The sequence below is a fragment of the Curvibacter gracilis ATCC BAA-807 genome, from assembly GCF_000518645.1.
Taxonomy (GTDB): domain Bacteria; phylum Pseudomonadota; class Gammaproteobacteria; order Burkholderiales; family Burkholderiaceae_C; genus Curvibacter; species Curvibacter gracilis.
In genome coordinates this window covers 80,408-96,091 of sequence record NZ_JADZ01000005.1, presented here as the reverse complement: position 1 = coordinate 96,091, position 15,684 = coordinate 80,408, and the positions used below count along the sequence as shown (strand labels likewise).

The 15,684-nt window shown below is 63.1% G+C and carries 13 protein-coding genes and 1 tRNA gene; 1 reads left to right on the top strand and 13 read right to left on the bottom strand.

Going from position 1 to position 15,684, the window contains the following annotated elements; translation table 11 throughout:
- Window positions 1-4 precede the first annotated feature (4 nt).
- The 12 genes from infB to tolB form a co-directional block, all read right to left on the bottom strand.
- Window positions 5-2,878, bottom strand: a complete 2,874-nt coding sequence (gene infB, locus L880_RS0103220) for a translation initiation factor IF-2 (protein ID WP_027474439.1) — start codon at window positions 2,876-2,878, stop codon at window positions 5-7.
- A gap of 24 nt (window positions 2,879-2,902) precedes the next feature.
- Window positions 2,903-4,387: a transcription termination factor NusA gene (gene nusA, locus L880_RS0103215; protein WP_027474438.1), complete on the bottom strand. Its 1,485-nt coding sequence runs from the start codon at window positions 4,385-4,387 to the stop codon at window positions 2,903-2,905.
- 66 nt (window positions 4,388-4,453) lie between these two features.
- Window positions 4,454-5,047, bottom strand: a complete 594-nt coding sequence (gene rimP / locus L880_RS0103210) for a ribosome maturation factor RimP (RefSeq protein WP_027474437.1) — start codon at window positions 5,045-5,047, stop codon at window positions 4,454-4,456.
- A gap of 192 nt (window positions 5,048-5,239) precedes the next feature.
- Window positions 5,240-5,632 (bottom strand): thioredoxin family protein, encoded by a 393-nt coding sequence (locus L880_RS0103205; RefSeq protein WP_027474436.1) that lies wholly within the window; start codon window positions 5,630-5,632, stop codon window positions 5,240-5,242.
- A gap of 42 nt (window positions 5,633-5,674) precedes the next feature.
- A complete protein-coding gene (locus L880_RS0103200) occupies window positions 5,675-6,925 on the bottom strand; it encodes a cytochrome c (protein ID WP_245614912.1) in 1,251 nt (416 codons plus the stop codon).
- 47 nt (window positions 6,926-6,972) lie between these two features.
- A complete protein-coding gene (locus L880_RS0103195) occupies window positions 6,973-7,689 on the bottom strand; it encodes a c-type cytochrome (protein WP_051443069.1) in 717 nt (238 codons plus the stop codon).
- A 124-nt stretch (window positions 7,690-7,813) separates the two neighbouring features.
- The gene (locus L880_RS31470; protein ID WP_169737719.1) at window positions 7,814-8,884 is read right to left on the bottom strand and encodes an acyltransferase family protein; all 1,071 of its coding nucleotides are present in this window, start codon (window positions 8,882-8,884) and stop codon (window positions 7,814-7,816) included.
- Between the two features lie 72 nt (window positions 8,885-8,956).
- Window positions 8,957-9,032: transfer RNA gene (locus L880_RS0103185), tRNA-Lys, on the bottom strand.
- Between the two features lie 42 nt (window positions 9,033-9,074).
- Window positions 9,075-9,881, bottom strand: a complete 807-nt coding sequence (locus tag L880_RS0103180) for a tRNA threonylcarbamoyladenosine dehydratase (RefSeq protein ID WP_027474433.1) — start codon at window positions 9,879-9,881, stop codon at window positions 9,075-9,077.
- Window positions 9,882-9,885: 4 nt separating this feature from the next.
- The gene (ybgF, locus tag L880_RS0103175) at window positions 9,886-10,659 is read right to left on the bottom strand and encodes a tol-pal system protein YbgF (protein WP_245614911.1); all 774 of its coding nucleotides are present in this window, start codon (window positions 10,657-10,659) and stop codon (window positions 9,886-9,888) included.
- A gap of 20 nt (window positions 10,660-10,679) precedes the next feature.
- Window positions 10,680-11,222: a peptidoglycan-associated lipoprotein Pal gene (pal, locus tag L880_RS0103170; RefSeq protein ID WP_027474431.1), complete on the bottom strand. Its 543-nt coding sequence runs from the start codon at window positions 11,220-11,222 to the stop codon at window positions 10,680-10,682.
- 69 nt (window positions 11,223-11,291) lie between these two features.
- Entirely contained in the window at window positions 11,292-12,611 is a 1,320-nt protein-coding gene (gene tolB, locus L880_RS0103165) for a Tol-Pal system beta propeller repeat protein TolB (protein ID WP_027474430.1), read from the bottom strand.
- A gap of 235 nt (window positions 12,612-12,846) precedes the next feature.
- Here tolB and msbA point away from each other — a divergent pair, with 235 nt between their 5' ends.
- Window positions 12,847-14,661, top strand: coding sequence for a lipid A export permease/ATP-binding protein MsbA (gene msbA, locus L880_RS0103160; protein WP_027474429.1), 1,815 nt, complete (start codon window positions 12,847-12,849; stop codon window positions 14,659-14,661).
- A gap of 232 nt (window positions 14,662-14,893) precedes the next feature.
- Here the strand turns inward: msbA and L880_RS31465 are convergent, their stop codons facing one another.
- Window positions 14,894-15,682 carry an aldose epimerase family protein gene (locus tag L880_RS31465; RefSeq protein ID WP_051443020.1) on the bottom strand — a complete coding sequence of 263 codons (789 nt, stop codon included), beginning with the start codon at window positions 15,680-15,682 and terminating at the stop codon, window positions 14,894-14,896.
- Between the last annotated feature and the right edge of the window lie 2 nt (window positions 15,683-15,684).

The following is a 15,684-nucleotide window of genomic DNA, read 5'->3' as shown; positions in this document are numbered from 1 at the left end:
ACGCTCACAGCGTGCGGGCGATTTCCTTGATCTCGAAGAACTCCAGCTGGTCGCCCACGGAGATGTCGTTGTAGTTCTTGAGCTTGATACCGCACTCGAAGCCTTCCTTGACTTCGCGGACATCGTCCTTGACGCGCTTGAGGGACTCGAGCTCGCCGGTGTAGATGACCACGTTGTCGCGCAGCAGGCGGAAGCGTGCCGAGCGGTTGACCATGCCGGAGGTGACCATACAGCCAGCCACCGTGCCGATCTTGGAGGCGACGAACACGGTGCGGATTTCGGCCGTACCGATGACTTCTTCCTTCTTGTCCGGCGTCAGCATGCCCGACATCGCAGCCTTCAACTCATCGACGGCGTCGTAAATGATGTTGTAGTAATGGATGTCGACGGAGTTGCCTTCGGCCGTCTTGCGGGCACCGGCATCGGCACGCACGTTGAAGCCGATCACGATGGCCTTCGAAGCGATGGCCAGGTTGATGTCGGATTCGCTGATCGCGCCCACAGCGGCGTAGACCAGTTGCACCTTGACTTCGTCGGTGGACAGCTTGAGCAGCGAGGCAGCCAGAGCTTCTTGCGAACCCTGCACGTCGGCCTTGATGATGATCGGCAAGGTCTTGACTTCGCCAGCCGACATGTCGGAGAACATGTTCTCCAGCTTGGCGGCCTGTTGCTTGGCCAGCTTGGTGTTGCGGAACTTGCCAGCACGGTAGGTGGCGATTTCACGGGCACGGCGTTCATCCGTGAGCACCATGAATTCATCACCGGCCTGCGGCACTTCGGTCAGACCCTGGATTTCCACCGGGATCGACGGACCAGCCGACTTGATGGTGCGCCCCGCTTCGTCGAGCATGGCGCGCACACGGCCGTAGGTCTGGCCTGCCAGCACCACGTCACCCGTCTTGAGCGTACCGGACTGGACCAGCACGGTCGCCACCGGGCCGCGGCCCTTGTCGAGCTTGGCTTCGATCACCAGGCCCTTGGCGTTGGCGTCGACCGGGGCCTTGAGCTCCAGCACTTCAGCCTGCAGCAGCACCTGTTCGAGCAGTTCGTCGATGCCCGTGCCCATCTTGGCCGACACCGGCACGAAGGGCGACTCGCCACCGAACTCTTCAGGCACGACCTCTTCAGCCACCAGCTCGCTCTTCACGCGCTCCAGGTTGGCATCGGGCTTGTCGATCTTGTTGATGGCAACCACGATGGGCACACCAGCCGCCTTGGCGTGCTTGATGGCTTCCTTGGTCTGCGGCATCACGCCGTCGTCGGCTGCCACCACCAGGATGACGATGTCGGTGGCCTGGGCGCCACGGGCACGCATAGCCGTGAAGGCCTCGTGACCCGGAGTGTCCAGGAAGGACACCATGCCGCGCGGGGTTTCCACGTGGTAGGCGCCAATGTGCTGGGTGATCCCACCGGCTTCGCCAGAGGCCACCTTGGTGCGACGGATGTAGTCCAGCAGCGAGGTCTTGCCGTGGTCGACGTGACCCATCACGGTCACGACCGGAGCACGAGGCAGTTGCTCGGCGTCCTGGGCTGCCACGTCTTCGTCGGTGAAGGCTTCCGGATCATCCAGTGCGGCGACGATGGCCTTGTGACCCATTTCCTCGACCACGATCATCGCGGTGTCCTGGTCCAGCGGCTGGTTGATGGTGACCATCTGACCCAGCTTCATCAGGTGCTTGATCACCTCAGAGGCCTTGACCGCCATCTTGTGAGCCAGTTCGGCCACGGTGATGGTTTCGGGCACGTGCACTTCGATCACACGTGCTTCGACCGGGGCCTGTTGCTGCTGGTCTTCGCGGCTGTCACGGTCGTTGCCACGTCGGCCACGCGGACCGCTGCGCCAACTGTTGCGACCCACGCCGCCACTGCTGTCACCACGGGTCTTGATTTCCTTCTTCTTGGCCGGATCGCCCGCCCAGCTGGAGGACAGCTTGGCCGACTTGACTTCCTTGTTGCCACCAGGACCTGCTGCAGGAGCCGGTGCATTGGCCGTGCGGGTGCCTGCACCTGCTCCGGGGGTACCGGCAGGCTTGTGCAGAGTGCCCTTGACGCCGGCCTTGGCATCGCCAGGCTTGGCCACGGGCTTCGGCTCTTCGGGCTTTTTGGCCACGAGAACCTTCTTGGGCGTGGCCATCATCGAGCGGATGGCAGCAGCTTCGGCCTCGGCCTTGCGGCGACGCTCGCTCAGGTCGGCAGCGCGAGTGGCTTCTTCCTGGGCGCGGGCACGGGACTCTGCCTCGGCCTTTTCACGGGCAGCGGCAGCGGCAGCGCGCACAGCAGCAGCGGCTTCAGCCTGCTCCTTGCTGGCCACTTCCTTTTCAGCCATGGCCTGGGCCCGACGGGCTTCTTCCTGGGCTGCGTAAGCGGCTGCGCGCTCTTCGGCCTCGCGCTCACGGCGCTCCAGCTCTTCGCGCTCACGGCGCTTGGCCGCCAACTCGGTTTCCTGGTCACGGATCTGCTCGGCCTGGCGGCGGGCCTCTTCCTCACGGCGGCTCAGATCGGCGTTGTGGGCCGTCTCAGCAGCGGTGGGCGGCACTTCCTGCTCGACCACGGCGGCCGATTCAGGGCGCACGTCTTCCTCGCGCTGGATGAAGGTGCGCTTCTTGCGCACTTCCACCTGAATGGTGCGGGCCTTGCCAGTGGCATCGGCTTGCTTGATTTCGCTGGTCGACTTCTTCACGAGCGTGATCTTCTTGCGGTCCACGGCAGTGGTGCCGTGGCTTGCCTGCAGGAAACTCAACAGCTGCTGCTTGTCGGACTCGGTCAGATTGTCGGAAGAGGAGCGCTTGGAAACGCCCGCCGTGCGAAGCTGCTCGAGCAGGGTTTCAGGGGACTTCTTGAGCTCGTTAGCGAACTCGGCGACAGTGGTACTGGACATATTTGGTTCTTGCCTCCATGACCATTACTCTTGACCCGCGAACCAATGTTCGCGTGCCTTCATGATCAAAGCTGTGGCTTCTTCAGGGGTCTGGCCGGTGATGTCGGTGAGTTCATCCACCGCCAGATCCGCCAGTTCGTCGCGGGTATGGACCCCGCCAGCTGCCAGCTTGGCGATCAGTTCGGGGCTGAGGCCCTCGAGATCACGCAAGTCCTGGGAAACTTCGTCAACGCTCTCTTCCCGAGCGATTTCCATGGTCAGCAGAGCATCCTTGGCCCGCGAACGCAGTTCGTTCACCGTGTCTTCGTCGAAGCTTTCGATCTCCAGCATTTCCTGGATCGGCACATAGGCCACTTCTTCGAGGCTGGTGAAGCCTTCGGAAATCAGGATCTCGGCGATTTCCTCGTCGACATCGAGCTTTTCCATGAACAACTGGCGCGTGGCCTGTGTTTCATTGGCTTGCTTCTGCGCCGATTCGGCCGCATCCATGATGTTGATCTTCCAACCCGTCAGGTCGGAGGCCAGGCGCACGTTCTGGCCGCCGCGCCCGATGGCGATGGCGAGGTTTTCTTCGTCCACCACCACGTCCATCGCGTGCTTTTCTTCGTCCACCACGATGGACTGCACATTGGCCGGGGCCAGGGCACCGATCACGAACTGGGCCGGGTCTTCGCTCCACAGCACGATGTCGACACGCTCACCGGCCAACTCGTTGGTGACCGCGTTGACGCGGGTACCACGCACGCCGACACAGGTGCCGATCGGGTCCACACGCTTGTCGTGCGAGAGCACGGCGATCTTGGCGCGGGAGCCGGCATCACGGGCACAGGACTTGATTTCAAGCAGACCCTGCTCGATTTCAGGCACTTCCTGACGGAACAACTCGATCATGAATTCAGGCGCGGAACGGGACAACACGATCGGAGCCCCACGCAGGGTCAGATCGACTTCCATGATCATGGCGCGCACGCGGTCGCCGTTGCGCAGGTTTTCCTTGGGGATCATCTCGCCACGACGCAGGCGGCCTTCGACCCGGCCGGACTCGACGATGATGTCGCCCTTGTCCATGCGCTTGACGGTGCCGACAAAGATCTTGTCGCCACGAGACATGAAGTCGTTGAGCAGCATCTCGCGCTCGGCGTCTCGGATCTTCTGCAGAATGACCTGCTTGGCGGCCATGGCGCCAATGCGGCCGATCGGCACAGAAGGAACGGACTCTTCGATGTATTCGTCGAGTTCGATGTCAGGGATCTGCTCCTTGGCTTCGAACAACAGGATTTCCTGGTCGGGCAGCTGCAGACCCGCTTCATCGGGCACCACGTGCCAGCGGCGGAAGGTCTCGTAATTGCCCGTGTCGCGGTCAATCGCCACGCGAATGTCCACCTCGCCCTCGTAGAGCTTCTTGGTAGCCTGGGCCAGTGCCGATTCGACGGCACCAAAGACCACATCACGCTCCACATTCTTTTCGCGCGAGATGGCTTCGACCAACATCAACAATTCGCGATTCATGTCACGACTCTCCTATCCAAAACGATGCAATGAGGGCGCTGGCAGATCGCTCGGCCATGCACCCGTTCAAGCAGACGGCGCTTCCTGCGAGGAAGCGCGTCCTTTGAAATCGACAATGGGGGCCAGACGGGCTTCGCGAAGCTCATCCAGCGTGAAACCAAGCACCTGCAAGGGCGCAGGCACGCGCTTCTTGCTGATCTTCTGCCCAGGCTTGACGGCCGGCTCATCACGCCAGACGATTTGCCATTGGGCCGGTACTTCGGCAGATTCGACACGCTCCAGCGTGCCGCGAAATTTCTTGCGATTGGCGCTGACCAGGCCGCCGGCTGCGGCGCCCATCGGGCTTTTCAGGGTGATGTCGATGATCTCGCCCGCAAAACGCACGAAGTCCTGCTCGTTGCGCAAAGGCCGATCCAGGCCGGGGGAGGAGACCTCGAGACGCCGATAGTCCACATCTTCGACTTCAAGAGCGAATTGCAGTTGGCGGGTGACTTTTTCGCAGTCTTCGACCGTGACATAGACGGGCGTTTGAGATGCGGCTTCGGGAGACCAGGGCAGATCGATGGTGATGCGTAGCAAGCCCCCTGCGGAGCGCTCGATCTCCACGAGGTCATAACCCAGTCCAGTTACGGTTTGTTCGACGGTTTGCTGTAGCGCCACGTTGATCCGGATGCAACCTGTTAAGAGGTGGTCAGTGGCGCTCAAACCCCGGTTCATACCGGGGCGCAGGCACCACACCAAAAACGATTAACCAAAAAAAACGGGCGGTAATTACCCGCCCGTTTGGTCGTGAAGCCCTTATTGTAACGTCTAAAGTGTTGATTTGCAAAGGTTTCGGCTTTAGTTTTTGCATCAAGGAGGATCGGTGCATGCCGTACCGGGCCCCAACACCCCGCGCACCCGATGCCACAAGGCCCTTGCCTCTGCATCCGCCCTGGGAACCCGCCCCGACTCGGCCTGGAAACCACTCAACAAACGGGCGAGGACCTCGGGCTGAGGAGGCAAGGCGCCAAAGTGGTGCACCTCGGCACCGCAAGCGATCAGCAAGGTGGGGAAGGTTTCCACATCCACATCGCCCATGACATCGGCCTCGTCCTCGATATCAACCCAATGAAAGGCCGCCTCCGGGTGGCGCGAGGCCAGCGCGCGGAATCCTGCCGAGTATTCCTTGCAAACCCCGCACCAGCCGGCACACAGACAAACCACAAACCACTCTGACATCAGCACCCCCAGTCTGGCCGGCATGGTAGCGCAAACCCCTGCCAACTTCAGATCAGGATTCGCTTTTCACTGCACGGACACACCCTCTCGAAGAACATCCAGGGGAACGATGGGAGGCGCTGAGTTCCCCCAGGCATTGCGCACATAGGACAACACGGCAGCCACCTCATCGTCACGCAAGACCAGGCGAAAAGGCGGCATGCCATGCGGCCGAGGGTTGTCCGCAGTACTGGGCGAATAACCCCCCTCCAGCACCATTCGGACGAGGTTGCCGGTTTGCGCCATGAGCACGGCCCGATTGCCTGCCAGCGGAGGATAGGCCCCCAACACACCCTGCCCTCGCTCACCATGACAAGAGGAGCAATGCCGTTCGTAAAGTTGAGCCCCCGCCCCCGACGACCCAGCAACGGCTACAGCCCCCTGCGCCCCCTGCGCCAACGCAGCAAGACCCGACGCCTCGGCAGATGAGGCCAGATAGGACGCCATGGCATGCAAGTCCTCCGCGCTGAGGTATTGCGTACTTTGCGAGACCACTTCAGCCATGGGACCGGTCACAACAGCCGCAGCCCCAGCACCCGACTTGAGCACCCTCACCCATTCATCTCGACCCGAAGCCTCCACCCCGGCCTGACCAAGATCCTTGAGGGATGGCGCATACCAACCCTGCGCAGGCAGGTGATACCCCCCAAATTCAGCACCCGGCCGATAGCCCCCAAGGGCGTCACGCGGGGTGTGGCAGGCCGCACAATGCCCCAACCCCTGCACCAGGTAAGCACCCCGATTCCACGAGGGGCTTTGATCAGACAGCTCCTGCCAGACCGCCGGCCGGAAATACAAGCCACGCCAGAATGCCAGCGCCCATTGCGTGCGATACGGCCAGGGCAGTTCGTGGGCTGTGTTTTCACGAGCGACTGGCGGGACTGTTCTCAGGAAGGCCCACAAGGCGCTCGCATCCTCAGGCGTCACACGGCTGTACTCAACATACGGAAATGCGGGATTCAGCAGCCGCCCATCGCGCGAGCGGCCATGGTGCAGGGCTTTCCAGAAGTCCTCCTCCGTCCAACGCCCCAGGCCTGTTGTCGGGTCGGAGGTCAAATTGCTGGAATACACCCGCCCAAACGGCGTCTCGATCGCCCGCCCTCCGGCATAAGGCCTGCCGCCTTGCGCCGTGTGGCAAGCCGCGCAATTACCCGCCCGAGCCAGATAGGCACCCCGCGACACCTGATCAACCGGCGACGTTTGCCCAGAAGCCCCGGCCGCGGCAGACCAGGAGTCCGGCACCTGGCGCCACCCCATCCAGAGCAGCACAGCAAACACAGCCACCCCCAAGCCCAGTACAAGCCCCCCACCCCAAAACCACCGCCTCATGAGCCCTCCCCGGCGGCCAGGCCACCACACTTCAAGGGCAAAGGCTGGGGCAGACTCTTGACTGCCCCGGGATTGGCAGGCAGCGCCTGACTGGCCAGCCACGCCGAGATGGCACTGACCTCGTCCGCGCTCAACATGCGCGCCACCTTGGCCATGCAATCTGGCGCCTGAGCCTGTCGCTGACCGGTCTGCCAGGCCCCCAACTGGCTGTTGAGGTAATCCCGGGGCAGCCCCAGCAAACCCGGCACCGCCGGAAGCAGACCCGTCATGGCCGAGCCGTGGCATTGAACGCAAGCGGGCAAGCCCCGCCCTGCATCACCCCGCTGCACCAGGCGCCTGCCGCGTTCCAGCAACGCCGAATCCACCATCGGAGGCCGAGGCGGCGGATAAGGGATCTCGAGGCTGGCAAAGTAGCCCGCCATCTCAGCCAGGTAGGCATCGCTCAGGTGCTCCAGCAGGCCGGACATCAGCGGGTAGCGACGCCGACCATCGCGGAAATTCAACAGCTGGTGATAAAGATAGCCTTGTGGCTTCCCCGCCAGACGGGGGAAGTAGCCATCCGGCGTGGCCCGCCCTTCACGGCCATGGCAGGCCGTGCAGGCCTGGACCCGCGCCGCCATCGAGTCAGGAGGGGGTACAGCGGAAGCCGCCGTTGGCGCACCCAAATCCGGCTTTTGCGCCCAAGACAGGGCCGAGGCCAGCAGGACCGGCATCAGCAAAACCCTCAACAAGCAAACACCATGCACCCGTTACCTCGCCCGGCTTGAATCAACGATGCGAAGACTCTAACGGGTGCCGGCCATGCGGCCCATAGCAGAAGCCCGATAAAAGACCGGATCAGCGCAGAGCGCCCAGTGCGCCCATCACCTTGGCGCTGCCGCGATTTTCAACCAGCGCCCAGAAGAGATGACCGCAGGCCAGGCTGGTCACCAAAGCCAAGCCCATCCCCAAGATGTTCATCCAGGGCTGGGTCGGGAACCATTGGTGCCATGCGGCGTTGAACACCAGGCACACCGGGAAATGGATCAGAAACACCGAATAGGAGATGCGCCCCAACCAGGCCAGCAAGCCGTGATGCAACCAATGCCAGGAACCACGCAACAACACCACCCCCAACACCATGGACGTTGCCAAGGCGATCGCAATGCGGATGCGGAACTCCAACATCAAGGCCAGACCCCCCACCGCAGCCAAGGCCGCCAACCACAGCCAGGGGTGTCGGCGACCCGAGGCCCAGCGGGCCATCATGCCCAAGGCATAGGAGCCAAAGAAGTAAAGACCGGTGATGTCGAAGCCCGCATCCCGGTTGAAGAACAGGAGCGACGCAAGCATCAACATGCTCGTCAGGCTGACCACCCATGCGGTCAGTCGCGAGCGGGCCACCACGTCATGAGGATCCATTGGGCCAGCCAGCTTCTGGCCGATCCAGAAAAGCAGCACCGCCAGGCTGTACAACTGCAAATCGATGGCCACGTACCAGACGCCAGCCGACAAGGCCTCATGTCCCACCCAGTTGTGCAACATGAACACATGGGAGATGACGCGCCAGAAATCAGGCGCCGAGGGCACCGACTCGTGGTGCAACCAAGGCCGGATCAAAGCGGCAATGACGATGGCCACCAGCAAGGCAGAGACGTAGGGAATCGCCAGGCGAAGATAGCGCTGCCAGACCAGAGACATGAGGGGAACACACTGCCCAGAACGGGCAAAGCGGGACAGCTGACCTGCGGTGAGAAAGCCAGCCATGACCAGAAACACCTGAACCGCCAGGCGACCGTAGTCATACAGCCAGCTGATGAGCGAGGGCGCCAAGGACAGCGCCACATCAGACATGGGCCCGTAAAAAGCCAGATGGTGACTCACGATGAGCACACAGGCGACGCCCTTGAGGGCATCGACCAGAGGCATTCGATTGACAGCACTAGAAGTCATTGACGGCCCATGAAAAAAGCCAGCCCCACGGGCTGGCTTGGGTGTCTTTGGTGGGACGTGCGGGGGTCGAACCCACGACAAACGGATTAAAAGTCCGCTGCTCTACCAACTGAGCTAACGTCCCAACAGCCTTTTCAAATTTTTGATTATCTGAATCAGCGAAGCCTCAGATTATATCGTGTTTTTTGAGCTTTTTTGAACTCGGCGCAGCCAATTGATCCAGAACCCAACCTGCCGCGCATTGTCCGAACGTCGCCGTCACACTGACCACCGAGCCGTAGCCATGGCAGTTCAAGGACCCATCACCGGACAACTGGCAGGATGGATCCGGGGGCGCCACCGCCTCACGACTGAACACGCAGCACACCCCCATGCGCTTGCCGTCCTTGGGGGCCCCCTGCTCGCGCCGCAGGCGATACCGAAGTTGGGCCAGCAAGGGGTCGTGCGTGGTCTGACTCAGGTCGTCGATGTCCACCAGATGGGCGTGCCGCTTGCCACCAGCCGCGCCCACCGAAATGAAGGGCACCGAACTGCGCCTGGCCCAGGCTGCCAGTGCCGTCTTGGTCTTGACCTGATCGCAGGCATCGATGACCGCCGAAGCCCCGGCTGGACAGAAGCCCGGCCAGTTCTCTGGCGTCACAAAGTCTTCCACCCGGTGCACCACGCAGGCCGGATGAATGTCGGCGATGCGCTCGGCCATGGCATCCACCTTGGCCTGACCTACCGTCGCACCCAGGGCGTGGATCTGCCGATTGATGTTGGATTCAGCCACGTTGTCCAGGTCGATCAAGGTCAACTCGGCCACACCACTGCGCGCCAAGGCCTCGGCCGCCCAAGAGCCCACGCCCCCGATGCCAATCACCACCACGTGGGCGGCACGGATGCGCGCGGCGCCATCGACACCGTACAAACGGGCCAGCCCGCCGAAGCGCCGCTCCAGATCGGGCTCCAGGCCCACCAGCACATCCGTCACAGGGTCACTTCATGCGGGCGATGCGGTCGCGTGCCGCCGTGGCGGCCTCGGACTGCGGGTACACCTTGACCAGGTCTTCCAGCGTCTTGCGGGCAGCCTTGGTGTCCTTCAACTCGGTCTGGCAGTTGGCAATCGACAACGCGGCCTCGGGCGCACGCGGGGAGTCGGAGGCCACACTCAGCAGCGTCTTGAAGTTGGCAATGGCCTCTTTGTAATCACGCGTTGCATACTGGGCATTGCCCAGCCAGAACAACGCGGTGGGCATGTAGCCGCTTTGCGGATAGCGTCGGATGAAGTCGGCAAATGCGCTCTGCGCTTGGGGGAAGGCCCCCTGGCGGAACTGCCCCAAAGCGGCTTCGAAATCCTTTTTCTCGGCCGGATCGACAGAGAACTCACGCCCATCCACAGTCACCTTGACAGGCTCGAAGCGCCGCAGGCGGTCGTCCACGCCCTGGGCAATGTCCTTCTGACGCCGTTGCAGTTCGGCCACGTCGCGCGCAAGTTGTTCGTTCTGACCGCGCAGACTGGCCTGCTCGGCACGCAAGGTCTCGATCTGAGCTTGCAGATCCAGCAGGCTGCGGCGCAACTGGCCCAAGTCCTCGGCGGCCCGAGAGGCCTCATCAGCTTGGCGCCGAGCTTGAACATCCACTTTCTGGCGCAACTCGATGATGGCCTGACGCGCCTCATCGTCACCAAACAGCGCAGCCTGGCTGGGCTGCGAAACCAGGGCCGCGCAGGCCAAAGCCACACCCGACAGGGCGCGGGCAACAGGGGTCATGGTGCAGCGCATGGCCATGATCAACGGTAAGTGATCTCAACGCGACGGTTCTGCGCCAGGGAGGCTTCGTCAGAGCCCAGGGCCACCGGCTTTTCCTTGCCGAAACTCACCGCTTCCAGCTGCGAATCGGACACACCCAGCAAGGTCAGCGAACGACGCACAGCCTCGGCACGCTTCTGGCCCAGGGCCAGGTTGTATTCGCGACCACCGCGTTCGTCGGTGTGGCCCTCCAGGTTCACCTTGCGGGCCGGATTGGCCTTCAGGAAGCGTGCATGGGCATCCAGCAGTGCCTGGAATTGGGGCTTGACCACGTAGCTGTCGTAATCGAAATACACCAGACGTTCCACACCGACCGGGCCCGCCACCTTGCTGTCGGCACCGTTCAGGTCAACGCCTTTGACGCCACTCTGGGCCGTGCCGGAGGTGTTGCCGTTGGCATCGGTGGAGCCCGTGGTGCTCGTGGCGCTGCGGTCTTCGACCGGGGCCTGATCCAGCTTGACGCCGGAGCTGCAACCAGCCACCAGCATGGCGGCGACCAGGGCGATAGAGAAACGTTGGCTCATGAAAAAAACTCCTGAATGATGTGGATCTGTAGGTCTGTCAGGCCCGCCGTGCACAAGGCACGGCCAAGCTCAATTTTTCTGGAATGGGGCCCAGTCCGGCTCGCGGATGTCACCGCCCTGCCCGGCCAGGCGGGCTTTGATCTTGCCGTCCAGCGTGGTGGTCATCAGGGCTTCACGACCCCCTTGCTGGGTGGCGTAGACGATCAGCTTGCCGTTCGGTGCAAAACTGGGACTCTCATCAGCCATCGTGTCGGTGATCGCGTTGACGGTGCCCGAGCCGAGGTCCATCACATGCAGCTTGAAGGCGCCGGACACACGCGAGATATAGGCCAGCCAGCGGCCGTCCGGGCTCAGCGTGGGCGAAATGTTGTAGCCCCCCGTGAAGGTCACCCGTTCTGCAGCGCCACCGGAGGTGGACACGCGGTAGATCTGCGGAGCACCGCCACGGTCACTGACGAAGTAGATGTATCGGCCATCGGCCGAATACACCGGCTCGGTATCAATGCCATTGCTCTGCAAAAGCCTGCGGGGTTCACCGCCGTTGACCGAGTCAATGGTGTAGAGCTGGGAGCCCCCATCGCGGCTCAGCGTGACGGCCAATTGGCGGCCATCGGGCGACCAGGCCGGCGCACTGTTGGAGCCCTTGAAATTGGCGATCAGTCGGCGCTTGCCACTGGCCACGTCGTGAACATAGACCACCGGCTTGCGCGACTCGAAGGACACATAGGCCAGTTGCCCGCCCGAGGGCGACCAGGCCGGCGAGATGATGGGTTCGGGGCTGGTCAGGGCCGACTGGGCGTTTTCGCCATCGGCATCGGCCACCCAGAGGTTGTACTTCTGACCCGCCTTGGTCACATAGGCGATGCGGGTCGAGAAGATGCCCTTTTCACCGGTGAGCTTTTCGTAGACGAAGTCAGCGATGCGGTGCGAGACCAGGCGAAGATCGCCGGCCGGTACGGCATAGCTCTGGCCGCCCAGATCCTGCCCTCGCACCACATCCCACAACCTGAAGCGGACGTCGTAACGGCCATCGGCCAACTTGGAGATGCTGCCCGTCACCAGCGAATCAGTGTTTCGCTGTCGCCAGGCGCTCATCTCGGGGCGGGAGGCCTCATCCAGTTGAGGACCGGAGGCGTCGATGGGGCGGAACTGGCCGCTTCGCTCCAGGTCGGCGGCGATGATGCTGGCCGGCCTTTGCGGAGTGCCGGCTTCGCCCTTGAAGGGTGCCACCGCAATGGGCAATTGCGTCAGGCCCACACCGGATACTTCGACACGGAACTGGGCCAGTGCCGGCACGGCGGCCGACAAGGCCAAGGCCGACAGCACAACGCGCCGCGAAGCATGGAACAGGGGAGCGGAAGCGGGGAGATCGTGACGTTGAAGATTCATTCGCAGTGGTGGTCAGGTGACGACACGGGAATCGGTCGGGCGGCTGATGAAAGGCGAAAGGGGCCGCGCCAAAGACCGTGATGTTACACACTGCCCGAGGGGCACTGTCACAAAGTGTGTACTTTACACGCCCTGCAGAGGTGTCAATCTGTATCAAACACGGACCTTCACGCCGTCCCGACGCCTGCTTGCGAACCGTTGAGGCAAGCAGGGGGCCCGTAGAATCGGCGCCAACATGCCCACCGACGAAGCCAACCACCCCACCCTGCCCCTGCGCCAACGACTGGCGCGCCTGAATGGCTACTTCGGCCGCCAGCCCATGGCCTGGAGCATGGCGGTGCTGGCCACCCTGGTCGGGGCCGGCACCGAACCTTTGATCCCGGCCCTGATGCAGCCGCTGCTGGACCAGGGCTTCACCAAGGGCACCTTGCCGCTGTGGTTTGTGCCACTGGCCTTGATGGGCCTGTTCGCCGTGCGCGGCTTGGCCCAATTTGTCGCCCAGTACGCGCTGGCACGCATCGCCAATGACGGCATGATGCGCCTGCGCAAAGACCTGTTTGCACGCTTGCTCAGCGCCGACCTGCGTCTGTTTCGCGAGCAAAGTGCCAGCGCCTTGTCCAACACGGTGGTCTACGAGGTGCAGACCGGTGCCCAATTGCTGGTGCAATCGGCCCTCGGCTTCTCACGTGATGGCTTCACCCTGCTGGCCCTGCTGGGCTACCTGCTGTACCTGAACTGGCAGCTCACCCTGATCGTGGGGGTGGTGGTACCGGGTGTGGCCTGGGTCATGAAAACGCTGTCCAAACGCCTTTACCGCCTGACCAAGGCCAGCCAGCAAGCCACCGATGAGCTGGCCTATGTGGTGGAAGAGAACGTGCTGGCCCACCGCATGGTGCGACTGCATGGCGCGCAGAGTGGCCAGGCGGGCCGTTTTGAGGGGCTGAGCCAGCGCCTGCGCGGCCTGGCCATCAAGGGCACGATTGCCTCCTCCGCCATGACGCCCCTGACCCAGTTGCTGTCGGCGGGCGCCTTGTCTGTGGTGATCTGCGTGGCGCTTTGGCAGGGACGCCAGGTGGCCGGTGCCGCCAACGCGTCCATCACCGTGGGGGGCTTTGTGGCCTTCATCACCGCCATGCTGATGCTGATCGCCCCCATCCGGCGCCTTGCCGACCTGGCCAATCCGCTGACCCGCGGGCTGGCTGCGCTGGAGCGGGGCCTGCGCCTGATGGACCAGGTTCAGCCCGAAACCGAAGGTCCGCACCGGGCCGCCACCGTGCGCGGGCATCTGGAACTGCAGGACGTCTCCGTGAGCTACCACGCCGACAGCCCGCCCGCCCTGGACAAGGTCAGCCTGCGCATCGAGCCCGGCGAGGTGGTGGCCCTGGTCGGTCCCTCGGGCTCAGGCAAGACCACACTGGCCAATCTGCTGCCCCGTTTTGTGAGCCCCAGCCAGGGCCAGGTCTTGCTGGACGGCGTCGCCCTGCCCGACTGGAACCTGGGTTCGCTGCGCCACCAGTTCGCTCTGGTCAGCCAAGATGTGGTGATGTTCAACGACAGCCTGGCCAACAACGTGGCCATGGGCCAGGCCGTGGATGATGCGCGTGTGCTGGCCTGCCTGCAGGCCGCCAACCTGGGCGACTACGTGGCCAGGCAGCCCGATGGGCTGCGCAGCGTCGTGGGGCACAACGCGCATCAATTGTCGGGTGGACAGCGGCAACGTCTGGCCATTGCCCGGGCCCTGTACAAGGACGCCCCGATCCTGATCCTCGACGAAGCCACCTCAGCACTGGACACCGAGTCCGAACGCCTGGTTCAAGAGGCCTTGAACCGGCTGATGGCGGGCCGCACCACCGTGGTGATCGCCCACCGCCTGTCCACCATCGAGCATGCGAACCGTGTGGTGGTGATGGCGGAGGGGCGGATTGCCGAACAAGGCACCCATGCGGAACTGATGGCCCGCCAAGGCCTTTACGCACGCTTGCAGGCCCAAAGCGGCGGCGGGCACGGCACCGCCCCAAGCACCTCGCTCGACAGCGCAACCGGGCCCTGAGGACGCTCCCAGCGTGCCTGAAGCCCCCTCTCAACGCCCTTGCTTCTGGAAAACTGGCTTGAGAGGCGTCGATTAAAATCGATGCAGATAACATTTAGGCCCTTTAATTAGGCCTCGCTGCGGGGCCCATGCCCTCTTCAAGCGACGAATTCCAAATCAGTCACTGTACGAATCCGCTGCCCTGCAAGGACCACCTGTGCAGGGCATCTTCAGGCGCAGCGGGGATAAGCCCCTAAGCGCCTTCCCAACGCACCTGCAGCGTGCCCTCGAAACCCGCGCCCGGCGCCAGCCACTGCATGGGGCGGGCGCACACCGGTTCGATGCAAATGAAACGCAGGGCATCATGATCGGGTAGATCCGCCAACCCCTTGGCCCCTTCCAACCCTGGATTCCAGACCATCCACTGCGTGAATCCACTGCCCTGCAAGTGCAGGGTGTGGGTGGGGGTTCTCAGTTGCAGCGCGGGCAGCCCCTCGAACAAATACTCCATGCCCTCAGGACCAAAGCGCCAGGGCTGAGCCTGGGGCAGCAAGGGCTGGCCCGACAGGCTGTCCAGCCCCGGCGTATGCTCCAGCCCCAACAGCTCACAGGCCTCCAGCGACGGCACTGCCCAATACGGATGCAGGCCGCCACCCCATTCGAAACCCGTCTGGCCGGTGTTTTCCACCTGCCATTGCAGTTTCAAGGTTTCGCTGGCCAGGGTGGCCTTCAGACGCAATCGCGCAGCGTGAGGCCATCCCTCGAACTGGCCCGGCAACACATCCAGGCGATAGCTCAGGGACTGAGGCTCAGCGTGCTCCAGCACCCAGGGGTGATGCCGGGCAAAACCGTGCTTGCGCCCTGGGCCAAACTGGGCAAACTGAGGGAACAGCAAGGGCACACCCCCACGGGCCGGCTGACCAGCCACGCTCAAAGGGCTCAGGTACAACAAAGGCAAGCCCTGCGGGGTCACCGCCTGAAGGATCTGCGCCCCCAGGACTTGATGCTGCAGGCCTTGTGCGTCCTCTGAAAAATCCTCCATCC

Bases quoted from the DNA above. Each gene is read 5' to 3' on its own strand.
- infB (WP_027474439.1), bottom strand. From the start codon at position 2,878: ATGTCCAGTACCACTGTCGCCGAGTTCGCTAACGAGCTCAAGAAGTCC.
- L880_RS31470 (WP_169737719.1), bottom strand. From the start codon at position 8,884: ATGCCTCTGGTCGATGCCCTCAAGGGCGTCGCCTGTGTGCTCATCGTG.
- tolB (WP_027474430.1), bottom strand. From the start codon at position 12,611: ATGAATCTTCAACGTCACGATCTCCCCGCTTCCGCTCCCCTGTTCCAT.
- nusA (WP_027474438.1), bottom strand. From the start codon at position 4,387: ATGAATCGCGAATTGTTGATGTTGGTCGAAGCCATCTCGCGCGAAAAG.
- L880_RS0103205 (WP_027474436.1), bottom strand. From the start codon at position 5,632: ATGCCGGCCAGACTGGGGGTGCTGATGTCAGAGTGGTTTGTGGTTTGT.
- ybgF (WP_245614911.1), bottom strand. From the start codon at position 10,659: ATGACCCCTGTTGCCCGCGCCCTGTCGGGTGTGGCTTTGGCCTGCGCG.
- msbA (WP_027474429.1), top strand. From the start codon at position 12,847: ATGCCCACCGACGAAGCCAACCACCCCACCCTGCCCCTGCGCCAACGA.
- L880_RS31465 (WP_051443020.1), bottom strand. From the start codon at position 15,682: ATGGAGGATTTTTCAGAGGACGCACAAGGCCTGCAGCATCAAGTCCTG.
- L880_RS0103195 (WP_051443069.1), bottom strand. From the start codon at position 7,689: ATGCCGGTCCTGCTGGCCTCGGCCCTGTCTTGGGCGCAAAAGCCGGAT.
- pal (WP_027474431.1), bottom strand. From the start codon at position 11,222: ATGAGCCAACGTTTCTCTATCGCCCTGGTCGCCGCCATGCTGGTGGCT.